This window comes from Bacillus sp. GBSW19 (assembly GCF_002998655.1).
In the GTDB taxonomy this organism is placed as follows: Bacteria; Bacillota; Bacilli; order Bacillales; family Bacillaceae; genus Bacillus.
In genome coordinates this window covers 110,371-130,493 of sequence record NZ_PVRF01000003.1, presented here as the reverse complement: position 1 = coordinate 130,493, position 20,123 = coordinate 110,371, and the positions used below count along the sequence as shown (strand labels likewise).

Annotated in this window: 20 protein-coding genes; 7 read left to right on the top strand and 13 right to left on the bottom strand. The window is 40.6% G+C overall.

Translation table 11 applies throughout. The features are described 5' to 3' along the window. Positions 1–86 precede the first annotated feature (86 nt). The 4 genes from C6344_RS15220 to C6344_RS15205 form a co-directional block, all read right to left on the bottom strand. On the bottom strand, positions 87–866 hold the full coding sequence (locus tag C6344_RS15220; protein ID WP_034664243.1) for a TerC family protein: 780 nt from the start codon (positions 864–866) through the stop codon (positions 87–89). A 140-nt stretch (positions 867–1,006) separates the two neighbouring features. Then, positions 1,007–1,585 (bottom strand): TerD family protein, encoded by a 579-nt coding sequence (locus tag C6344_RS15215; RefSeq protein WP_034664245.1) that lies wholly within the window; start codon positions 1,583–1,585, stop codon positions 1,007–1,009. A gap of 40 nt (positions 1,586–1,625) precedes the next feature. Next, positions 1,626–2,207 carry a TerD family protein gene (locus C6344_RS15210; RefSeq protein ID WP_034664247.1) on the bottom strand — a complete coding sequence of 194 codons (582 nt, stop codon included), beginning with the start codon at positions 2,205–2,207 and terminating at the stop codon, positions 1,626–1,628. Positions 2,208–2,227: 20 nt separating this feature from the next. Then, positions 2,228–2,830 (bottom strand): TerD family protein, encoded by a 603-nt coding sequence (locus tag C6344_RS15205; protein WP_034664249.1) that lies wholly within the window; start codon positions 2,828–2,830, stop codon positions 2,228–2,230. Between the two features lie 435 nt (positions 2,831–3,265). Between C6344_RS15205 and C6344_RS15200 the strand changes: the two genes are divergently transcribed. Continuing rightward, the gene (locus C6344_RS15200) at positions 3,266–4,258 is read left to right on the top strand and encodes an LLM class flavin-dependent oxidoreductase (protein WP_060595476.1); all 993 of its coding nucleotides are present in this window, start codon (positions 3,266–3,268) and stop codon (positions 4,256–4,258) included. A 210-nt stretch (positions 4,259–4,468) separates the two neighbouring features. Then, the gene (locus tag C6344_RS15195) at positions 4,469–5,509 is read left to right on the top strand and encodes an acyltransferase family protein (protein WP_060595475.1); all 1,041 of its coding nucleotides are present in this window, start codon (positions 4,469–4,471) and stop codon (positions 5,507–5,509) included. 20 nt (positions 5,510–5,529) lie between these two features. On the opposite strand, the gene C6344_RS15190 is transcribed toward C6344_RS15195, so the two are convergent. Then, a complete protein-coding gene (locus C6344_RS15190) occupies positions 5,530–6,309 on the bottom strand; it encodes a glucose 1-dehydrogenase (RefSeq protein WP_060595474.1) in 780 nt (259 codons plus the stop codon). A gap of 119 nt (positions 6,310–6,428) precedes the next feature. Then, a complete protein-coding gene (locus C6344_RS15185; protein ID WP_034664257.1) occupies positions 6,429–6,857 on the bottom strand; it encodes a cell wall hydrolase in 429 nt (142 codons plus the stop codon). Between the two features lie 538 nt (positions 6,858–7,395). On the opposite strand from C6344_RS15185, the gene C6344_RS15180 reads away from it, so the two are divergent. Next, positions 7,396–8,454: a DUF4352 domain-containing protein gene (locus C6344_RS15180; protein WP_060595473.1), complete on the top strand. Its 1,059-nt coding sequence runs from the start codon at positions 7,396–7,398 to the stop codon at positions 8,452–8,454. A gap of 84 nt (positions 8,455–8,538) precedes the next feature. Here C6344_RS15180 and C6344_RS15175 read toward each other — a convergent pair whose 3' ends face one another. Beyond that, positions 8,539–8,874 carry a hypothetical protein gene (locus C6344_RS15175; RefSeq protein WP_060595472.1) on the bottom strand — a complete coding sequence of 112 codons (336 nt, stop codon included), beginning with the start codon at positions 8,872–8,874 and terminating at the stop codon, positions 8,539–8,541. Positions 8,875–9,249: 375 nt separating this feature from the next. Here C6344_RS15175 and C6344_RS15170 point away from each other — a divergent pair, with 375 nt between their 5' ends. Continuing rightward, positions 9,250–9,801, top strand: a complete 552-nt coding sequence (locus C6344_RS15170; protein WP_106037061.1) for a hypothetical protein — start codon at positions 9,250–9,252, stop codon at positions 9,799–9,801. 56 nt (positions 9,802–9,857) lie between these two features. Here C6344_RS15170 and C6344_RS15165 read toward each other — a convergent pair whose 3' ends face one another. Next, positions 9,858–11,033, bottom strand: coding sequence for an ABC transporter permease (locus C6344_RS15165; protein WP_060595471.1), 1,176 nt, complete (start codon positions 11,031–11,033; stop codon positions 9,858–9,860). Then, a complete protein-coding gene (locus tag C6344_RS15160; RefSeq protein ID WP_024427223.1) occupies positions 11,033–11,773 on the bottom strand; it encodes an ATP-binding cassette domain-containing protein in 741 nt (246 codons plus the stop codon). The genes C6344_RS15165 and C6344_RS15160 overlap by 1 nt, the downstream gene beginning before the upstream one ends. Before the next feature lie 161 nt (positions 11,774–11,934). Here C6344_RS15160 and C6344_RS15155 point away from each other — a divergent pair, with 161 nt between their 5' ends. After that, positions 11,935–12,636, top strand: coding sequence for a LytR/AlgR family response regulator transcription factor (locus C6344_RS15155; RefSeq protein ID WP_060595470.1), 702 nt, complete (start codon positions 11,935–11,937; stop codon positions 12,634–12,636). Between the two features lie 11 nt (positions 12,637–12,647). Beyond that, positions 12,648–13,613, top strand: coding sequence for a sensor histidine kinase (locus tag C6344_RS15150; RefSeq protein ID WP_060595469.1), 966 nt, complete (start codon positions 12,648–12,650; stop codon positions 13,611–13,613). 31 nt (positions 13,614–13,644) lie between these two features. Here the strand turns inward: C6344_RS15150 and C6344_RS15145 are convergent, their stop codons facing one another. Beyond that, positions 13,645–14,574, bottom strand: coding sequence for an aldo/keto reductase (locus C6344_RS15145; protein ID WP_060595468.1), 930 nt, complete (start codon positions 14,572–14,574; stop codon positions 13,645–13,647). Between the two features lie 455 nt (positions 14,575–15,029). On the opposite strand from C6344_RS15145, the gene C6344_RS15140 reads away from it, so the two are divergent. Continuing rightward, positions 15,030–16,070, top strand: a complete 1,041-nt coding sequence (locus C6344_RS15140; protein WP_066031374.1) for a DUF4352 domain-containing protein — start codon at positions 15,030–15,032, stop codon at positions 16,068–16,070. A gap of 53 nt (positions 16,071–16,123) precedes the next feature. Here C6344_RS15140 and C6344_RS15135 read toward each other — a convergent pair whose 3' ends face one another. The 3 genes from C6344_RS15135 to C6344_RS15125 form a co-directional block, all read right to left on the bottom strand. Then, positions 16,124–17,209 carry an SEC-C metal-binding domain-containing protein gene (locus C6344_RS15135; protein ID WP_106073068.1) on the bottom strand — a complete coding sequence of 362 codons (1,086 nt, stop codon included), beginning with the start codon at positions 17,207–17,209 and terminating at the stop codon, positions 16,124–16,126. 191 nt (positions 17,210–17,400) lie between these two features. After that, positions 17,401–18,342, bottom strand: coding sequence for a response regulator (locus tag C6344_RS15130; protein ID WP_066031376.1), 942 nt, complete (start codon positions 18,340–18,342; stop codon positions 17,401–17,403). Between the two features lie 4 nt (positions 18,343–18,346). Then, the gene (locus C6344_RS15125) at positions 18,347–19,633 is read right to left on the bottom strand and encodes an ATP-binding protein (RefSeq protein ID WP_106037057.1); all 1,287 of its coding nucleotides are present in this window, start codon (positions 19,631–19,633) and stop codon (positions 18,347–18,349) included. Positions 19,634–20,123 lie beyond the last annotated feature (490 nt).

The window sequence follows — 20,123 nt, the reverse complement described above, 5'->3', positions numbered from 1 at the left end:
ACCTCCTGTTGTTTAGAGAAAATAAATGACCTGATGATTCAAAAAAGGATGGAGCCGCTAGTCAACTCCATTCCTTTTTGATCGTCCTATTCTTCTTTTGAAGCCGCAGCTTCGTTTGTCACATCTTGATGTTTCTTCTTATTGATTTTATGAACAATAAACGTCCCGATAAATGCTAGGATAATAATTGCAAAGAATGCGACATGCGGAATTTCAATATGAGCAGCACTTAAGCCCATTTTGATGGCAATAATTCCAATGAGAATAAACGCTGTATTCTCAAGCTCTGGAATACGGTCAATGAGGACAAGGAATAACTGTGCCACTGTACGCATCATGAGAATTCCAAGCATTCCGCCTAATAGCAGAATCCATACTTCCTCAGATACAGCGAATGCCGCAAGAATACTGTCCACCGAGAAGGCAAGGTCCATAATTTCCACAGAAATAACAGTTGCCCAAAACACGCCAAATACACGAACCATCCAGCCTTCTTTTTTCAATTCCTTCGCTTCGTCATCGCCGTCACCTAACCAGAAGTGCTTAATGACAAGCCATGCTAAATATGCAGCTCCGAGGACCTTAATCCACCAGAACTTAATAAGCAGCATCCCTACGCCAATGAATAGAAAACGGAAGAAATAAGCGCCAATTAATCCGTAGGTTAATGCCTTTTTACGCTGCTTTTCTGGTAAATGTTTCACCATGACAGCTAATACAAGCGCGTTATCTGCTGATAACAATCCTTCAAGCACAACAAGGGTCCCAATAAGCCCCCAAGAGACAGGGTTTGTTAATACCTCTGCCCACATATGCCAATCAAAAAACGAGGCATACGTGTCCAACATATGTTTCAAAATATCCAACTGGTTTTCCTCCTATAAGTGTAGAAGCATCAGCAGGCTTTCGCCTGCTGTTATTCTTGACCGCTGTTTCTTTCTCACTTTGGAAAAGGCCCTCATATGAGTCATTGGCAGCGCCACTTGAATCGATTTGTTTCTATCGTTTACACTTCTAACCCATAATTTTGACAAAGAGCTGCAAGTCCGCCAGAGAATCCGCTTCCGATGGCGTTAAACTTCCAATCGCTTCCGTGGCGGTACAACTCACATACCACAACAGCTGTTTCAATTGAGAAGTCTTCCCCTAAATCAAAGCGAATCAATTCTTCCCCGCCCTCTTCATTTACAACACGAACAAACGCATTAGAGACTTGTCCAAAATTCTGGCTGCGCGTCTCTGCATCATGAATCGTAACTGTAATTCCGATACGATCAATGTTAGCAGGAATTTTTGAGAAATCAACGAGAATTTGCTCATCATCTCCATCTCCTTCGCCCGTCCGGTTATCACCTGTATGAGTGACACTGCCGCTTGGGTGCTGAAGGTTATTATAGAAGACAAAATCTGTGTCTTGCTGACAACGATTGTTTGCATCGACTAAGAAAGCCGAAGCGTCCAAATCAAATTCGGCTCCACCAGAATATTTATTCGTATCCCAGCCAAGACCGATCATCACTTTCGTCAGCCCTGGGTTGGTTTTTGTTAAATCGACACGTTGTCCTTTTGAAAGCTGAATCGCCATATTCGTACCTCTCCTGTCTTTGAAAATATGAAACTAGCCGTTACCCGATATCTAAACCGAAGTCCGTTGCAATGCGGGCAAGTCCGCCTTGATAGCCCGATCCGACAGCTGAGAATTTCCATTCCCCGCCATGACGGTATAATTCACCTACAATAATCGCTGTCTCGATGGAGAAGTCCTCTGCCAAATCGTAGCGAATGAGTTCTTCATTTGATGCCGCATTTAAAATACGCACATATGCGTTCGTTACTTGTCCGAAATTTTGACTGCGCGCTTCCGCATCATGAATCGTAATGACAAATGAAATCTTCTCAATACTCGCTGGTACAGCTGATAAGTCGATATTGACTTGCTCGTCATCTCCGTCTCCTTCACCAGTGCGGTTATCGCCTGTATGTACGACACTGCCGCCACCGCCAGTTGTTTGATTGTAAAAGACAAAATCCGATGGAGAGCTTGCCTTACCTGCTGCATCTAAAAGAAATACACTTGCGTCTAGATCAAAGTCATGTCCGCCGTCATACTTATTGACGTCCCAGCCAAGACCGACGACCACTTTTGTTAAACCTGGATTCGTTTTTGTTAAATCAATTTTTTGACCTTTCGCTAAAGAAATTCCCACTAGGAATCTCTCCCTTCTGATTAAATATAGTTTCTCGTAATATCGGCAAGCTTCGCATCATTTGTACCGTTTCCAACAGCCGCAAACTTCCAATCATTCTCATGACGATAAAGCTCTCCAACGATTAACGATGTTTTCCCTGCATACTCATCTTTTAAATTATATTTCACTAATTCTTGATTGTTTGAACGATCCACGATGCGAATGTACGCATTTTGAATCATACCAAAATGTTGATTTCTTCTTAGTGCATCATAGATGTTCACAACAAACACCAATTTATTCACATTGCCTGGCACCTTGCTCAAGTTGACGAGGACTTGTTCATCATCTCCGTCTCCTTCACCAGTTAGGTTGTCACCTGTATGCTCGACACTGCCGCATTTGCTTTTCAAGTTGCCAAAATAAATCAAATCTTTATTTTCCGTAAACTTATCATTTTTCAGCATGAGCACTGAAGCATCACAATCAACATCAGCGCCGCCTCCGCCGCCAAACAGCTTTCCTAAAAATCCGCCGCCTTGTGATACAGGGTCCCAGCCAAGTCCAACAAGAATATTCGTTAGCCCTGCTTTGCCTTTTGTTAAATCAATACGTTGACCTTTTTCTAATGTAATCGCCAAATCAATCACTCCTCCAGCATAATAAAAATCTATTTATTAAGCGATGGACCCTATTAAAATTATCATACATGAAAATTCGACAAAATTCATGATATGACATTGGAGCCTCTTACTCTTTTTTCTATTTACTAGTATATACGATCTATGTTCAAGATAGGTTTCAAACAGATGATATTTTTTTAACGAAAGATCCATGTTGAAAATGGTTCATGTCGTAAATGAAGTGTTTCATGTGAAACATTGTCGAATGTTCCCGGTAAGCAGCTCTAGCTGAATGAACGAAGTGTAGGCATCATTTCACTTGGTTTTATATGTTGATATAGAAAATATAAAAGCTTGCGATCGAGAGATAAACCCTTTCGTTTCCTTCTATTCATGGATTTCTTTATACTTGAGATGAAGAACATTGACCGTGTCGATGAAAGGATGTTGATGATGCCATCACTTCACATATTAGATCAAGTCGCTATTCCTAAAGGTCAGACAGCCCAAGAGACATTGATTCACACAACGCAGCTGGCTCAGCTTGCGGAAACTCTTGGGTATGAGCGTTATTGGTTTGCTGAACACCACAGCACAAGAGGGCTCGCTAGTACAGCACCTGAAATATTAATGGCTCATATTGCCGCTCATACATCAACCTTACGTACCGGGTCTGGCGGCATTTTACTTCCGCAGTACAGCCCTTTTAAAGTAGCAGAGGTCACGCGGCAGCTTGAGGCCCTTTATCCTGGACGAATTGAAATCGGTGTCGGCAAATCTCCGGGCGGGATTGAAAGGACGAGACTGGCTTTGACGGACGGCGTGCATAAAGACCTGTCTCAGTTTGACCGCCAGCTGAAGGATCTTCTATTTTACTTATCAGACAGCCTGCCTTCTGGGCACCCGCATGCAGGAGTCAAAGCTTCTCCGCTTGTTGATGCTCATCCGCCGGTTTGGCTGCTTGGGCTAGGAGAAAATAGTGCCATGCAGGCGGCGGAGCTTGGGATCAACTATATTTTTGGTCATTTTATCCACCCTGCACGCGGCAAGCAAGCATTTGAGACGTACCGGTCTCACTTTTCTCCATCTGTCTTTTCCGGGCAGCCGCACGCTATGTTTGCTGTTTTTGTCATCTGTGGTGAAACAGATGAAGAGGCCGACCAGATCGCCAGCAGTACAGATTTATGGCTGCTGCGTGTTGAAAAAGGACTGGACAGCCGCGTACCTTCTATAGAAGAAGCCAGTTCCTATCACTACACCACGCAGGAAAAGAAAAAAGTGTTACAAAACCGCCAGCGGATGATTGTTGGCTCAAAGGCAACGGTGAAAGAGCAATTACTTAGCTTGATGGACCGCTATCAAACGGATGACATCATGATTCTAAACAATTCCTTTGATCCGATCGAAAAACAGCGCTCCTTCAAACGAATCGCAGAATTATTTTGAAGCCAATCCCCTTGGCTTCTTTTTTTCATTGTCATAGAAAATGGGAAATGTAACATCAAGATGTCAAAATCCTTCCGTCTGTCATCTGATCGCAAATGTGTCTTCTAATCGTTAGCGAACTGTAAACGCATAAGGGGTGTACCTTTTATATAGTAGAGGTACATATTCAAAGAATCGTTTACGACGCTAGAAGGAAGGAGATGACAGGCCATGAAAAAGAGACTCGATTGGGTCGATGCGGCTAAAGGAATCGGCATTCTGCTCGTGGTCATGGCGCATGTGCCCATTCCAGATTCTTTAAAGCAATTCATTTACTCTTTTCATATGCCGCTTTTCTTTTTACTATCAGGCATGATGTTTCGATCATCCTCACACCCTGCTCTGTCATTTATTCAGAAGAAAGCCAAGAGCTTACTCTTACCCTATCTCTATTTCTCCATCATTACGTATGTTTTCTGGTTCTCCGTTACTCGTTTTTTTGCCTTTAAGGGACAAACGGATATTGACCCTTTCGTTCCGTTTACAGGTATTTTTATATCCAATGCAGATGAAGCTAGACTCACGCATAACCCAGCCATCTGGTTTTTAACGACGCTCTTTTTAGTGGAAATTATATTTTTCTTTATGCACCGTCTGACAAAAGGGAAACCTGCTGTCCTGATCTTACTGACCGTTTTTTGCGGAGGTGCTGGATATGTCTCTACATTGCTTTTAGACCAAAGTCTTCCTTGGAATGCCAATGTCGCCTTGACGGCTGTTGTGTTTTATTCAATTGGATTTTTGGCAAAGCAATGGTTTGTGGAATTAAAAACAGATCCAACCCTTCTTCTATGTACAGGTCTGCTTGTACTGACGGCTTACATGCAAAGCTTGAATTCACGGATCGATATGCGCGTTAACGACTATGGCGATCTCTTTCTTTTCTATGCATGTGCACTGCTCGGTTCAGCTGCCGTGATTTATTTAAGCTTTAAATTCAAAACGTCCCCAATTTTGACGTATCTCGGACGAAATTCTATTGTTATTCTTGTCTTGCAGTTTGCCGGCATCGATATCATGAAAGCATTTGTTTATTATGGACTTGGTATCAATATTGCGGATACAGCGCAGCTCTCTTGGACACTCTTTTATACAATCGGGACTTTGCTGCTTATGGTGCCGTGTATCTCCTTCCTGAGCAAGTATCCGATGCTGCTCGGCAAACCAGCCAAAACAGCACACCGCTACGAACAAAAAACATCCGCCGGCTGATCGGGCGGATGCTTTTTGTATTAATCATTGATTTGAGAAGGATAAAGCGTCATTCCTCCATCCACAAATAAGGTGGTGCCTGTGATATACGAAGCTTCCTTAGATACGAGGAATGCAGCGGCGGACCCAATCTCCTTCGGTTCGCCAAAGGCTCTCATCGGAATCTTTTCAAGCTGCTTTTGTTTTTTCTGTTCATCCTGCAAATCATCATTCGATTCGGTTCCCATTGTACCTGGTGCAATCGCATTGATCCGAATCCCTGCTTCCGCATAATCAAGAGCCAGCGTCTTCGTCATCATATTCATTCCACCTTTGGAAGTGGAATAGTGAACATTGAACGGGCGCGGTATTTCCTGATGGACACTGGATATATTTAAAATGGACCCTTTGATGTCATGCTCCATCATATAGGCGATCGCAGCCTTTGCTCCTAAAAAGGCGCCTGTGATATTGACATCAATGACTTTTTGCCATTGTTCAAGCGTCATCTCATGCGGCATCGCTTCTTCGCCATTAAAGCCTGAATTATTAACGAACACATCTACTGTACCGAAATGCTCCAGTGCTGTATCCATGATGGCTTGAATTCCTTCCTCTTTGGAGACATCTGCGTGTACTTTCACCGCTTGACCTCCGCGCTGCTGAATAGCTTGTACCGTTTCTTCAGCACCATCTTCATCGCCTTTATAGTTTACAACCACATTCATTTGCTCTTGTCCAAATCGTAATGCGATGGCTTGTCCGATTCCTTTTGAAGAACCTGTGACAATGGCTGTTTTTCCTTTTAAATCTTGATACATCTTCATTTCCCCCAATCACGTGCTTCATCTTGTTGATACACAATGGTTACCCATTTTGAAAAAAAGAAAAACACAACCCTCTGCAATCGTTGACTAAGAGGATTGTGCTGTTCATCAAGCTAAAAGGTGTTATAGACATTTTCACATGTTTCACCGGTTGGCTGATAAAAGCAATGCGACTTATACCTTGCCACAAACGGCTGATTGTACCAAGTCGGTGGACAATTTCCGGGCGGTTTAAAATACCAAAGGCTGAATTTTGCCGGCCAAAATCGTTCTCCGTTAATATTCCTCCGCGCTAGTGCTTTTTCCGTTTCTCGTGCTCGTTGATAAAAATAACCATGCGTGACCGCTTCAAATGCATGCTCCTGATAAATCATTTGTGGAATCGTACGCAGCCCTTTAAAGTCAGAGCAGTTGGCACGCAACCGGTTGATGCCTACATTTCCTACGAGCAGCATCCCTTGCTTCCCTTCACCTTCTGCCTCCGCTCTCAGCAGTCTGGCCATTAGATCAATATCAGAGCTTGTCGCTCTTACCACTGCCATACATCCACCTCCATTTCGTTTCTCTTTTATTTTATGTGGTCTTTCTGTGTAGATGACTGCCATTTTGACGGGAAAAGACACATTCAGTGTCGAGAGCCTGTCTAAACACCTCAACATTTTGCTGGACATGTGTCTCTCTGCCAACAACACACAAACCAAGTGATCATACACATAACAGGAAAAAATATTCATTACTATAGACTCATTTACAAGTCATAAAAATCCTTCTAATTGCTACACCTTCGTCAAAAACAGTCATTTGAACCTATTCAATAATCCGACTCAAAACCTTAAAATATAAAATGTTGAGTTTTTACAGGAGATATCAAATAATAAATTACAAGTTTCTCCTCTCAACTTAGTGTCATTTTTACTACTTGAAGCTGTGCGACCTTTGAAACGCACTGAAGTATTGACAGTACTTTCGCTTCATTCTACAGTAAAAAACATACAGTATTTTTCTTTTTGTGCAAAAAGAACGATATGAACTAAAGCTTTCCAATGAAATTCATCATAAACCCGAGGAGGAAAACACGTCATGTTTAAAAAGAAATTATCCCTGTTTCTTCTGATCTTGTGTGTCACTGTTGTCGCTGCTGCTTGTAGTGGTGGAAAAGAAAAGTCAGCTGCAAAGGAAAAAGATACAAAATCCCTTGATGCAGCAGAGGTAAAGGTAGAAAGTGCTGAGTACACATTACCACCTCAATACGATACATCTGTACAGGATGATCAGTATGTTCTAAAAGTGAATGTATCTGTAAAAAATATCAGCAAAGAGCCTCTAAATGTTGATAAAAGCAACTTCACGCTTTACCAAGATGACGCACAGGTGTCTACGATCTCTCCAGATGACTACAACGAAGTATTATCTTCAAGCTCTCTAAATGCAGACAAAGTATCAAAAGGCGGTCTTTTCTTTGTTGTTGATAAAGACAAAGACTATCAGCTTGTATACACAGAGCCAGGCACTGGTTCTAAAAAAGATGACAAAACACTAGAGTTCGATATTAAAGGAAAAGACTTAATGAAAAAAGCAGATACACTTCAAGCATCTGCAAAAGCCCTTTCTTCTTATATTGATGTGATGATTTTTGGTAAGAATAACGACGAGTTCGAAAAACTAACAGGTGATAACAAATCAACCGTTGTCAACGAATTTAATAAATCATTCAAACAAGGCTACATCACGTCATCAGGTATTTCTTCTAGTTCAGCGAAAGATGAAAACCTTGATAAGCTGTTAAAAGCTGTGAAAGAAACATTAGCTGAAAAATCAAAAGTTTCAACAAAAACAAAATCAATCAGCGGTGATAAAGCCGTCGTGACTGTGACTCTCACACCAATTGACGCAAGCCCGCTTGTTGATCGTTTAAAAGAAAAAGCAACTGAGTTCTACAGCAAAAACCGTACAGCGTCTTATGATGAAGCACAAAAATATTTACTCTCGATCTACCCAGAAGAGTTCAAAAAATTAGGACCTTCATCTTCTGAAGAAACAGTAGAAGTCAACATGAAGAAAAATGACATCGACCAATGGAAACTTGATTTGAACGATTACAAAACAAGCTCATTAGTTGAAAAATTCATCAAGAACTAATGAAAAACCCCCGATGCCGGGGGTTTTTTGTTTGATCCCTATATTTAGTTCCGAATTGCAGCCAAGAAAGTAAGATACGGTCTATTATGAAGGATTTTCTTTTACAGCTTCATACTCTTTTATCACCTCAACCGGATCAACCGCATCCTCCTCTTGTGCGTATTCCTCTACATAAGGGTCCATTAATTTCTCAAACTTTTGCTCATCATCTACTAAAGCAACATACGTTTCATATCCTTCAAAATCAGATGGATATAAATGTGCAACGGAACTACCCGTTTCTAATGCCTCATCTATCGCTTTTCTTAATTCCAATAACCCTTTCCTGTTTCCCAAAATAAACGCTTCAAAATGGTGTGTTTGTTGAGCATATATATTACATAACTCTAGCACATCATCATCATCTGTTTGATAAGACATACACCAATCACCTCTTTAATTAAATTAGGATAATAATGTCATTTCGCCTTCTATTATGCCATTTCTTTTGTCCGATCGTGAACCTCTTTTATATGAATCTCTGGATATAAAAAAACTTGCAGAAAAAATCTACAAGTTTTTAGCTTTTTTATTTCGCAAGCATTCACTTTTCTTTCATAAACAAACTTCTCACGCTGCCAAACATCAATTACTTACATAGTACGTGAATATTAAGAATGGGATAGCAAAGTAATACGTATCTAGCTGCGTAGCTCCTGCTCTCATGGTATTATTATCACTGGCATCCCTATAAAAGAACTCCAAAAGCTCATTCATTCTACGGAGGTCCTGTTAAATAATTAATAGAGGTGAACAATGTATAATTACGAAAAGCTATATAAACAGTATTTATATAAAAAAGATCAATTGATTTTTACTAAAGAACGAGTCGCTGAGATGATAACGTCTAAATTTAAAGCTAGAGAATTTTCAAAAACAAAAATTTTAGATTTAGTAAATGATGATCACTTTGAGTATAATAAGATATATAAATGTTTTGTCATAGATGATCCAAGTATATTGATTCAATTGTTTTCAAATGAGGAAAAAAAGAATCATCGTGAAGAAATACTTGATAATCGTGAACATCCCTTAAACCCCAAGAGAGTCAAAGAATGGGAGTATAATCACTTATTGCTTGATGAACAAGAAGGTAGAAGAATTGATATCATTTTAGAAAGTAAAGATGGATTATATATTTCAGAATCTCAAGTAAGAGCTAGCTGCGAAAAGCTTGATAGGTATTTAAATGCTTTAATTGTAGGTGCAATTATTGAAAATGAGTTAGAAGAATATCCAGTTGATATTCATAACGAGTATTTTCAATTTTATTTAGAGAACTTGGATCAATTCGGTTTCTTAAACTAAAACATACGGTGATCGGCATTCACTTGAAAACGCCCTCTATCATAGAGGGCGTTTCTTTATTTTGCAAGCATCCACTTTTCTTTCATAAACAAGCTTCTCACGATGACAAACAAGATGACGACTGCGAGGGCTGAGGAGCCGAGTGTCAGAGTGATGGACATCGGATCGATGATGCCAAACATCAATTGCTTACACAATGCATGAATATTAAGGAATGGGACAGCAAAGTAGTACGTATCTAGCTGCGTAGCACCTGCTCTCATGGTAAAGAACATTGGGATCACACCTAATGTAATGATCATGGACATGTACGATTGCGCTTCTTTCACTGAGCTTGAAACGACACTGAGCAGCAGTTCAATCATCGATACCATGAATGAGAAGATGATAAGCGCCGCAAACATGACGGCGATAATGCTCCACATTTGATCACCAAAGTTCAGTGCTTGTTTTAGCTTTTCTGTAAAGAGCAGCGTGGATAAAAGCAGCATGCCGATCGCCACAATTCCACTTAAAATCCCGAACATGGAGACAGCAAGCCATTTTCCTATGAGAATATGAAGTCTGCTGGCAGGTGTCAGGAACAACGCTTCAATGGATTTCCGGTCTTTTTCACCCGCTACAATATCAAGCGCAGCTGGCAAAGCTCCTGAGATAACGGAGGTCACCAAAATCATCGGAAGGAGAATCGACAAAAGCATAGCGGTCATTCCATTTTCCCCTTCATCGCCTTCTTCTACATCAACGGCCTGCACCTGAAATGGATGAATAACAGATGTATTGATTTGATCAGCGGCTAAACGCTTTTCTACGATTTGGTTTTGATACTGCTCCAGTAAGGATTGCAGCATTTGAACCGCGATGACCGAATCATCATCTGTTGTGTACCCATGAATTTTAATCGCAAATGATTTTTGATGCTGAAGCATGTCGTCAGCCTCTTTCGGCATTTCCAGGTAAGCATTCGCCTTCCCTTCTTTGACAGCTTGCTGCGGGTCATCAAATGTTTCAAGCGTGAGGTTTTTGACCTCTTTGATCATTTGATTCATTTCAGTTGGAAGCTTTTCATTGATTGCGACCGTATAGGTTTCATCCCCTGGATCTGCAATCATGCTTTCATAAAAGAACACCAGTCCAAGCATCGTCAAAAGAGGAATCAGCACTGTTAAGAGTAAGGTTTTTCGGTCCCTTAGCGCATCTGTCATTTCTTTTAAAAATACGGTTTTCCACATTATGAAATCCCCCTAGCGAGCTTCGACATAAAGATATAGTTCAAGTCATCACTTTGTTCCTGTGTATATAATTCTGGAAGTGTTCCTTTGTACACAAGCTCTCCTTGATGAATCATCATGACACTGTCACAAAGCTGGCTGACTTCTTCCATGATGTGGCTTGAAAAAAGGATGGTTTTATTTTGCTGCTTGAGCTGATGAATAAAGTCTCTGAAAATATTACTTGATGTGATATCCAAGCCTGTTGTCGGCTCATCAAATAAGATAATGTCAGGATCATGAATCAAGGTTCTGGCAATTGCCACCTTTTGTTTCATTCCTCTTGAGAATCCTTTCACCTTGCGATCCATATATTGTCTCATCCCAAAACGCTTTGCCAGATCCTCTATTCTTGCTTTGATTTCATGCTGATCTAAGCCATATAATTTGCCAAAGTATTCAAGATTTTCTCGTGCCGTCAAACGATCGTAAAGCCCCGTCTCACCGCCAAACAAAACACCAATTCGCTTTTTCACTTCAGTTGCTTCTTTCACCGTATCAAAGCCTGCGACAGTGACTGTTCCGTGCGTAGGCTCTAATAATGTGGCTACGGCGCGCAATAATGTGGTTTTTCCTGCACCATTTTCTCCTAAGATGCCAACGACTTCCCCTTCCTTCACAGAGAACGTCATGTGTTTCATTGCTTTCACGACTTTTTTCTTATCTTTAAACCAGCAGCTGCAATCGCTGAGAGTAATCATTTGGTTCGCCCCTTTCAACTTTCTAAGTCTATGATAGAAAAAATAACGCTTCCCTGACATAAAAATGTCGCGAAACGTCCTTTTTCTGTCTTGAAATGATCTATTTTAAAAAAACAAATGGTAAAATAGACAAATAATAAGAAGAGTCACAGGTGATTTTTATGATAAAAGTAGGTCTCGTTGATGATTACCGAGTAGATTTAGAAAAACTGCATGCCATTGTGGGCAGAATGGAGGCTGTGGACATTGTCTTTGTCACGCAGTCAGCAGAGGATGCATACGAGAAGGTCAAACAGGGAGACATTGACCTGTTGTTCGCAGACATTGAAATGCCCGGAATGTCCGGTTATGAATTAGCGGATCTCATTCACTCTCACGCACTGAATGTCGATGTTGTATTTGTGACAGGAAACAGCGGATATGCGGTCCATGCGTTTGATTTAAATGTTCATGATTATATTATGAAGCCCTATCAAGCCGATCGAATTGCCAAATCCTTAGATCGCTATCTGTCCACCAAGCAGGAGAAAAGCATTCATGGACGGCTTCTCATTAAGCAGCAGTCAGATATTCATGTGCTGCAAAAGAAGGATGTCATTTTTGTTGAGCGAACAGGACGGTCAACCACCATTGTCACAACAACAGGAGATATCCAGACATATCAGACATTAAACGAGTTAAAAGGCGATCTGGCTGAAAGAGATTTTATCCGCTCCCACCGATCGTTTATCATCAATATTCATTACATTAAGAACTTCTCGGCGTATGCCAAAAATTCGTTTATCGTGTCTTTTGAAGGTACGGATAAAAAAGCCATGATGACCAAGCAGCAATTAGAATACTTTAAGAAATACTATTTTTAAGGAGAACGAACGTGAACGCTTTCTATCTTGGATTCCGCATGTATGCTCTCATATGGCTAGGTCTTGCATTTCATGCAGCTGTTGAAGCTTTTCTGCCGCTATCATCTGGGGTGCTGTGGCTCCTCACCTTTTGTGTGATTTGTCTTTATACATTCTTCATGTACAAAAGGTTTTTGTCTCATGTGAGTGGTTATGTGATGCTGGGCGCTTTTGTGCTCTTCACCTGTGCAGGTCTTTCCCTTTTTCTGACGCAAGGAAATGGGCTGAGCTCTCTTTTGGCTTTTATAATCATCATGACAGCAGATATCCTTTCATTGAAGATGATGCAGACGGAGAGACGGTTAAATGGACGGCTTCAAGAGCTGATCAACGCAGAATCAAGAACCAATGAATTGCTGCTTGAGCTGCGCAGTAAACATCATGAAACAGCTAGACATTTAAATGCCTTTTCCGCGTCGAACGACGAACATGAGATCAAGGATTTGATTCAGCAATACGTGAAACATTTCCCATGGATTAAAGGAGAAAATGCTTATTTGGCCTCAACCCTGCACTCCTTTTTTGAGCGGGCTGAAAAAGAGGACATTGCCCTTTCACTAGACCTTCAAGCACCTTTTTCATCGCTTCCGTTTTCTAAGGCGGATCAGGTTAGTTTTACTGGCAACCTGCTTGATAATGCCCTAGATGCGGCGATTGAAGCGAAGCAAGCCGGGAACGAGGGAAGCATCTCAATCACGACCTCTATTCGGAGCGGGCTCTTTTTAATCCATTGTGAGAACAGCACAAAAGGAATGGAAAAACACGTGTTAGACCATTTGTTCAAAACCTATGGGCGCTCGACAAAAGGCGGCGATCATCAAGGAATGGGGACGTATATCATTCATCAGCTTGTTGAAAAGGCAGACGGTAAACTTGATTTCACTTACCGTTCTCCAAATTTGCGGCTCGTCATCAAAATTCCCCTTACGATGTCATAAAAAAAAGGTGCAGCTGAGCACCTTTTTTATGTTAAGAGAAAATGTGGTCAATTTGATTGATTTCCTCTTTTGTTAATTGAACATCGTTTGTTTTTAGGTTTTGCAGAACTTGCTCAGCTCGTTTTGCACCTGGAATGATGGCGTCGATGCCGTCCTGCGCTAAAAGCCAAGCCAGTGCGACGTGTGCCGTTTCAGCGTTCTTTGATTGTGCAATTGCCTTCAGCTTGTCTACTTTTTCGAGGTTTTGCAGGAACGCCTCGCCTTGGAAAAGCGGGTCTTTTGCTCGAATATCATCAAATGTCGCATCCTTCGTAAATTTCCCAGTCAACAGGCCTGACGCCAACGGGAAATAAGGAATAAAGGAAATACGATGCTCGACACAGTATGGGAGAAGATCCTGCTCTGCCTCACGTTTCAGCAGAGAATACTCCGACTGAAGCACGTCTAAGTAGCCATCTCGATTAAAGGCTTGAAGCTGTTCAAAATCAAGGTTTGATGCACCAATTGCCCTGATTTTTCCTTCATCCTTCAATTCCTTTAATGTGCCTGCTACTTCTTCCAGCGGCGTCCGGCCGTCCGGGAAATGCATATAGTATAAATCAATATAATCTGTTTGCAGTCGTTTCAGGCTATTTTCGACCTGCTCTCTTAAAAAGTCCCGGCTGTTATCCAGTTCAATTTGTCCGTTTACTTCTTTATGAGCCCCCTTTGTCGCAAGGACAAGGTTTTCTCTGCCGCCTCTTTTGGCAATGATCTCACCGATCAATTCCTCTGAACGGCCCAGCCCATAAATAAAAGCAGAATCTAAGAAATTGACACCTTGATCAAGAGCCGTCTCCACAAGCTCTCGTCCGGCATCTTCACTCAGGTTCGGGAACAAATTATGTCCACCTACCGCATTCGTACCAAGCCCTATCGGATTCACCTGTAAATCAGTTCGTCCAAGCGTTACCTTTTTCAAAAGCTCATCTCCCTTATCTGCTTAATCATCCTTATTTTCCCATGAATCCTTTTCAACATTCAAGTATCCTGCTCTCTGAAAATTAACATAGCAGGTAGATGCTGAAAAAATGAAGGGACGTATAGTCATCTCTCTAAAAGCATTAACACCTTCACTTCAAGATTTTTACCTAAAAAACATTTAAAACCCATGATAAATCTATAAATTAATTCTTATTAACTAGTATATTAGACTTACAAAATTCCTTTTATTAAAGATGTTTGTGTAAATTTCTTTCAAAGATAGGGATTAAAACCTATTCCTCATCATGATTGAATTTCGATAGAATGAATAGTGCAAATCGTCATAAGGAGATTTTCCCCTTTAACACCCGAATATACCATTCTATCTGTTTCTTTTTTCATAGTCAGATAGCGGGAATGAAATGACGAAAGAAAAGCAAAGGAGCATCAACTGTGAATCTAAAAAAAATAAGTGCACTCCTCATGATTTCATTCGTGATGATCATCTCTGCAGCCTGCCAGAGCTCAGCCAAATCAAGCAACGCTGATCAAAAATCAACAAAAACAGCAGAGGTAAAAGTCAATAGCTACGAATATACGTTACCAGAAGACTCAACAACTACGCTAAGAGACAATGAATTGGTTTTAAAAGTCAACTTGACGATCACAAACAAAGGTGACAAAGCCCTTTCATTATATAACTCTGACTTCTCCCTTTATCAGGACGATGCCAAAGTATCTGATTTAAAATTTTACGGCAGTAAAGACCGCCTTGACCTCGGTTCATTGAACAAAGGCAAATCACAATCAGGTGCTCTTTATTTCCTAGTAGACAAAGGGAAAAAATATCAGTTCGTGTACCAAGACAGCATCAAGAAAAACAGTGATTCGATCGAAATCAACCTAGATGGAAACAAAATACTGGATACAGCGAAAAAGCTGGATAACCCTGCAAAGGCGCTATCCGCTTATACCGATATGATTGTCTTTGACAAAAAGAACGATCAATTTGCCGATTTAACAGGTGACAACCAATCGGATGTCGTCAATAAATACCACGAAATGTTTGTCAAAGACTTCAAAAGAAGTGCCGGAATGTACGGAAATGAAGTAAGTGATCGTGATATTCTGTCTATGTATAAACGCATTCAAAACACCATGAAGGATAAAGCCAAAGTAGAAACAAGTGTGAAAACCATCTCTGATGACGAGGCGAAGGTTGTCGCTCAAGTAACAGGCATTGATGCTTCTAACTTAAAAGACAAGCTAGACAAGCAAAGAGACGAGTTTTACAACGGCAAGATCCGCTCTAAAGAAGAATTGTATAAGAAAAGCTTAGACATGTACGCGTCTGAATTCGAGAAGCTTCCCCCAGTCTCCAGCCCAGCTGAATACGAAGTGAAAATGAAACGTAATGGGGATGGTCAGTGGAAAATTGACCTCAACGATTATAATACATCGCAGTACATGAGCGGTTTTATTAAAACAAGATAAGCATCAACAAAAAAGACGCTGGCCCATGAAGGTGCCGCGTCTTTTCTATTATGCTATACAGTCGCCTCTTGCTCTTCTTTCACCGCTTTTTCAATATCTTTAAAACGGCTCGATACAGTAGACGCACTAATGCCATACTTTTTCGCTATTTGCGCTTGAGAAAGCGGGGCATCGCTTGCAAGTGAATGAATGTAATATTCGATTCCCGCAGCAAATGATGCTGCTTTACGGATCACAGGTGATTTCTGATCACAATAGGCTTTCCACACAGTTAAAGCGCCATCTGTCAGGCTTTGATCACCGTGTTCCTTCATTCCGTCTTCAATCAGCTTAGCTGTTTCCAGCTGAACGTCACTTGCCCAGTCCATACGATCTGCTGATAGACCAGTATCGCCTTCTGTTTGAGCAGATGTTTCTGATTCTTCTACTTCTTGCTTCGCAAACATGCACTTCAGCACGTCAGGGAATGATTCTCTCATAAATGTACTGCGTGCCCCTCCATTTGCCTCATATGCTTCAACAAGCTGACGAACCTGAAGAAGAAGCGTATCTGTAAACTCTTTCGCAAACATCGTATATTGAATGAAAAACTCTGCTTTTTCTTCAAATTGAACAGGGAATCCAAGCACGAGACTTCCTTTTTCAGGCAAGACTGTTTGATCCGGTTTTACATCTACTTCAACCTTCTCAGCTGTCACCATATTCTCAAAGTAAAGAGACTCGTCCGTTTTTTCATTTAATAAAAGCAAAGATGGTTCCATGTTTGTCCATGATTGAACCACTTGTTTTGTTTTCGGACGGGTAATATCCTCTGCTTTCTTTGTCAGAAATTCTTGGAAGATGGTTTCTTTCTGATCCGTTAATGGACGGAAGAAAATGCCCCATACACTCAAATGGAAAACTGAAATTTGTTGCGTTTCTTTATCCATATCTGCAAGGAAAGAAAACTCATTAATGAATTGATTGATGGCTCTCTGATGCTTAGAGAAAGCATAATTCATTAAATCCTTTTGAACTTGTACAGCTTCCTTAAACACAAGCTCAGACGTTTGTTCTCCGCCTGACTTTTGACCACAGCAATGTTTATATTTTTTTCCGCTTCCGCATGAGCAGAGCGCATTTCGTTTAATTTTTCCCAAAATAAAACCTCCGACATTCTAGTCTAACCTCACTATTTTAACAAACGATTGCACAGGAGAGTTTTATTTTCAAGAAAAAAGAAAAATCAGAATGATCAGTTAAATAACAAAGATACATAAAGATCACGACAGATCATAGGAATAGCGGTCTTTTTCTGTTTATTTTCTCCAATCATTCCAACAGATTTTCTTCAGCTCATTCCCTCAAATAACTGCTTTGCTTCAAAATAAAAGATTTGAACAAACTTCTTCGTATTGACTCTGCCCGTCGATCCTGCGGATGAAGAGGTCTTCTGCATCTCTTTCATTCTTTGGCTGACATCGGTAAAGTCAAAAAACTTCGACGCATAGTGCTCAAATTTAGGATTCGAAAAATCTGTTAATCCTAGTGAAGCAAAATGATTCAAGGAATGGTGAATAGCTCGTCTAATCCGCTGCTCTGCCGCTTTCACTTCCCTCATCACTTCTACATCGGTTGCTCCATGATCCAGCTTCCTCTCCGCTGTTTTGATAAAGAGCTGCTTTAGCGGCGGGAAATTGACCTCATGAGAATTGGCTGACTGTGTTTCATGTAAGTAGATCAGGATCTCTAGTAAATCCTTAGAACCGCTCTCTCCGACAATTCCTAGTTCGGATAAGAGAAATTCCCCTGCCTCTTTCATCGTCCTTTTTTTCGCCCCAGCACCCGTCGTATCATGAGAAATTACAGGCTCTAACGGCAGCACATGGCGAAGGGAAGCTTGAATATCATATATCGATTTCTCCAGCTTAATACGCTCCATGACTTTTCGAATCACACTGACGATCTCAATTCGATTGACAGGTTTATGAATATAATATTCGATCCCTAATTCATAGGCTTCTGCCATCATCTCTTTCGCCTCTACTTGGGAAATCATCATGATTTTACCTTTGAATTCAGGGTGAATATGACGAATCGTTTGAATGCCGTCTCTAGCAGGCATTAAAAGGTCAATCAGAAGGATGTCTACTTTTTTTAGGTTCAATGAATGGGCTTCTAATCCAACTCCGTCATCGGCTTCATCTACGACTTCTCCCAAATCTTCATCCTCAATGATTTGACCTAAAATCGAGCGTATTGCACGATCATCATCTGCAATGAAAAATCGCATACACTCACCCTCTCTGTATTAAATTTTGTATAGGAAGGATTAGCTGAAAAGCTGTTCCCTTTGTTTCTCTTTGTTCGATTTTAATTTGACCGCCAAGCTCTTTAACCAGCTCTTTCACATAGGATAATCCAATCCCAGTTGATGGTGTTCCATATGCATCAAATTTAGAAGTATAGCCTGGATCAAATACTATTTCTCTCATTTTTTCAGGAATCCCCGGGCCATCATCTTCAATCCGAATCTCTATTTTATCATGACTTCCTTTCAATACGAGTGAGATCATTCCAGTATCCTTTATGGCTTCAACCGCATTTGCCATTAAATTATTAATGAGCGATAAAAAAATGAACACATGATAATCATGCAAATGAATGCCCCTTATATCAGATATAAAGGAGATGTTTTTCCCTAGAGAGAGCGCATACTTTTCTTGAATGCGGAGTACAATTTGAACGAGTTCTTCTGCCTTCATATAGTCTTGCATATTTTCCTTAGAAATTAGCTTCGAAAGCCCAGCATATATACGCTGATTATCCTTTTTCACTTCATGGATTTCTCCTGCAAGCTTCAATAGCTCCTGACTCACTTTCTTCCCTGCTTCGTGTTCATGCAAGAGACGATAAAGCCTGTATGATTCTTGCGTAATGTGCTCTGTATGTTTTAACGTTTTCTTTAAATGAACCGTTTCTTCGTATAAATTTGAAATGACCATCATCATATGCTCATTTTGTTTCATGATTTGCTTCTCTCTTGATTGTGCCTCATATAGCTTCATCATATTAAAAAAGCTGATTACGACAAAGCTGTGAGCAAACGCAATGAGAAACATATCACTCAGCTTTGATAGCGTCATCGTCGTATCAAACACTAAAAATTGTACAAAGAGCTCAACAAAATCAGCCACTAATTCAATCATGAGACCAATGATGCCAATAAAAATAGAGCGCTGTTTAAAACGTCCCGTACGGACGGCAAAGAACAGAAATGCATATGTAAAATAGAAAAAGAAACTTGGGAATTGCTGATAAAATGATGCAGCGAGATCAGCATGATGCTGAATCAGATCTAAGCCTACTCGAAAAAGCACAATGGCTGCGCCTGTTAAAAACCCAGGCAAAAACGGTCTAGATTTCCTTAAGAGTAATAAACAAAAGAAAAACGCAGGTGCGCCAAAGCTGATCCGGAACGTCTCATTCACAGGATAAAACTTCAGTTCTCCTGCAAGCGGCACAATAACCACCATAAAAATTAAAATGAATGCGTCTTTTTTGACAAGCTGGTTTAAACTCAAATGACTGACATCCCTTCCCCTTTTTGCATAGCCACAGTATACAAGGAGACTCTTTTCTTCACAATGTGCAAAAAAATAATTTTCACAGCTCCTTCTTTCCCCAAAATCCTTTTTTATGACTATTCTCCGAGGCGGCATGGTGACCTTTCAGCTATTCAGTGTTTTGGTGATTGTCTACAATAATGGGAATTGTTTAGACAATCATCGACAAACCGATTTTTATTTGTAAGTTTTTCTGTAGATTTTCGTCAGATTGTGTAGTTTCCAAGATAAATTGAATGAACAATTTTAGTGAAACTATATGTAAGCGTTTTCTGAATTTTCACTAAAAACCCTTTTTGTTTTTTCGCCGCCAAAGCCTTCAATTGAACATATATTTAGGTGTAAAGGAGTGGTACAAGCAGCGCATGACAAGTTCTTTGAAGATGTGTAACATGTTTTCGTGCCTATTTGATCGCATTTTTTGTCATCCGCCAATTCAATAGGGTAC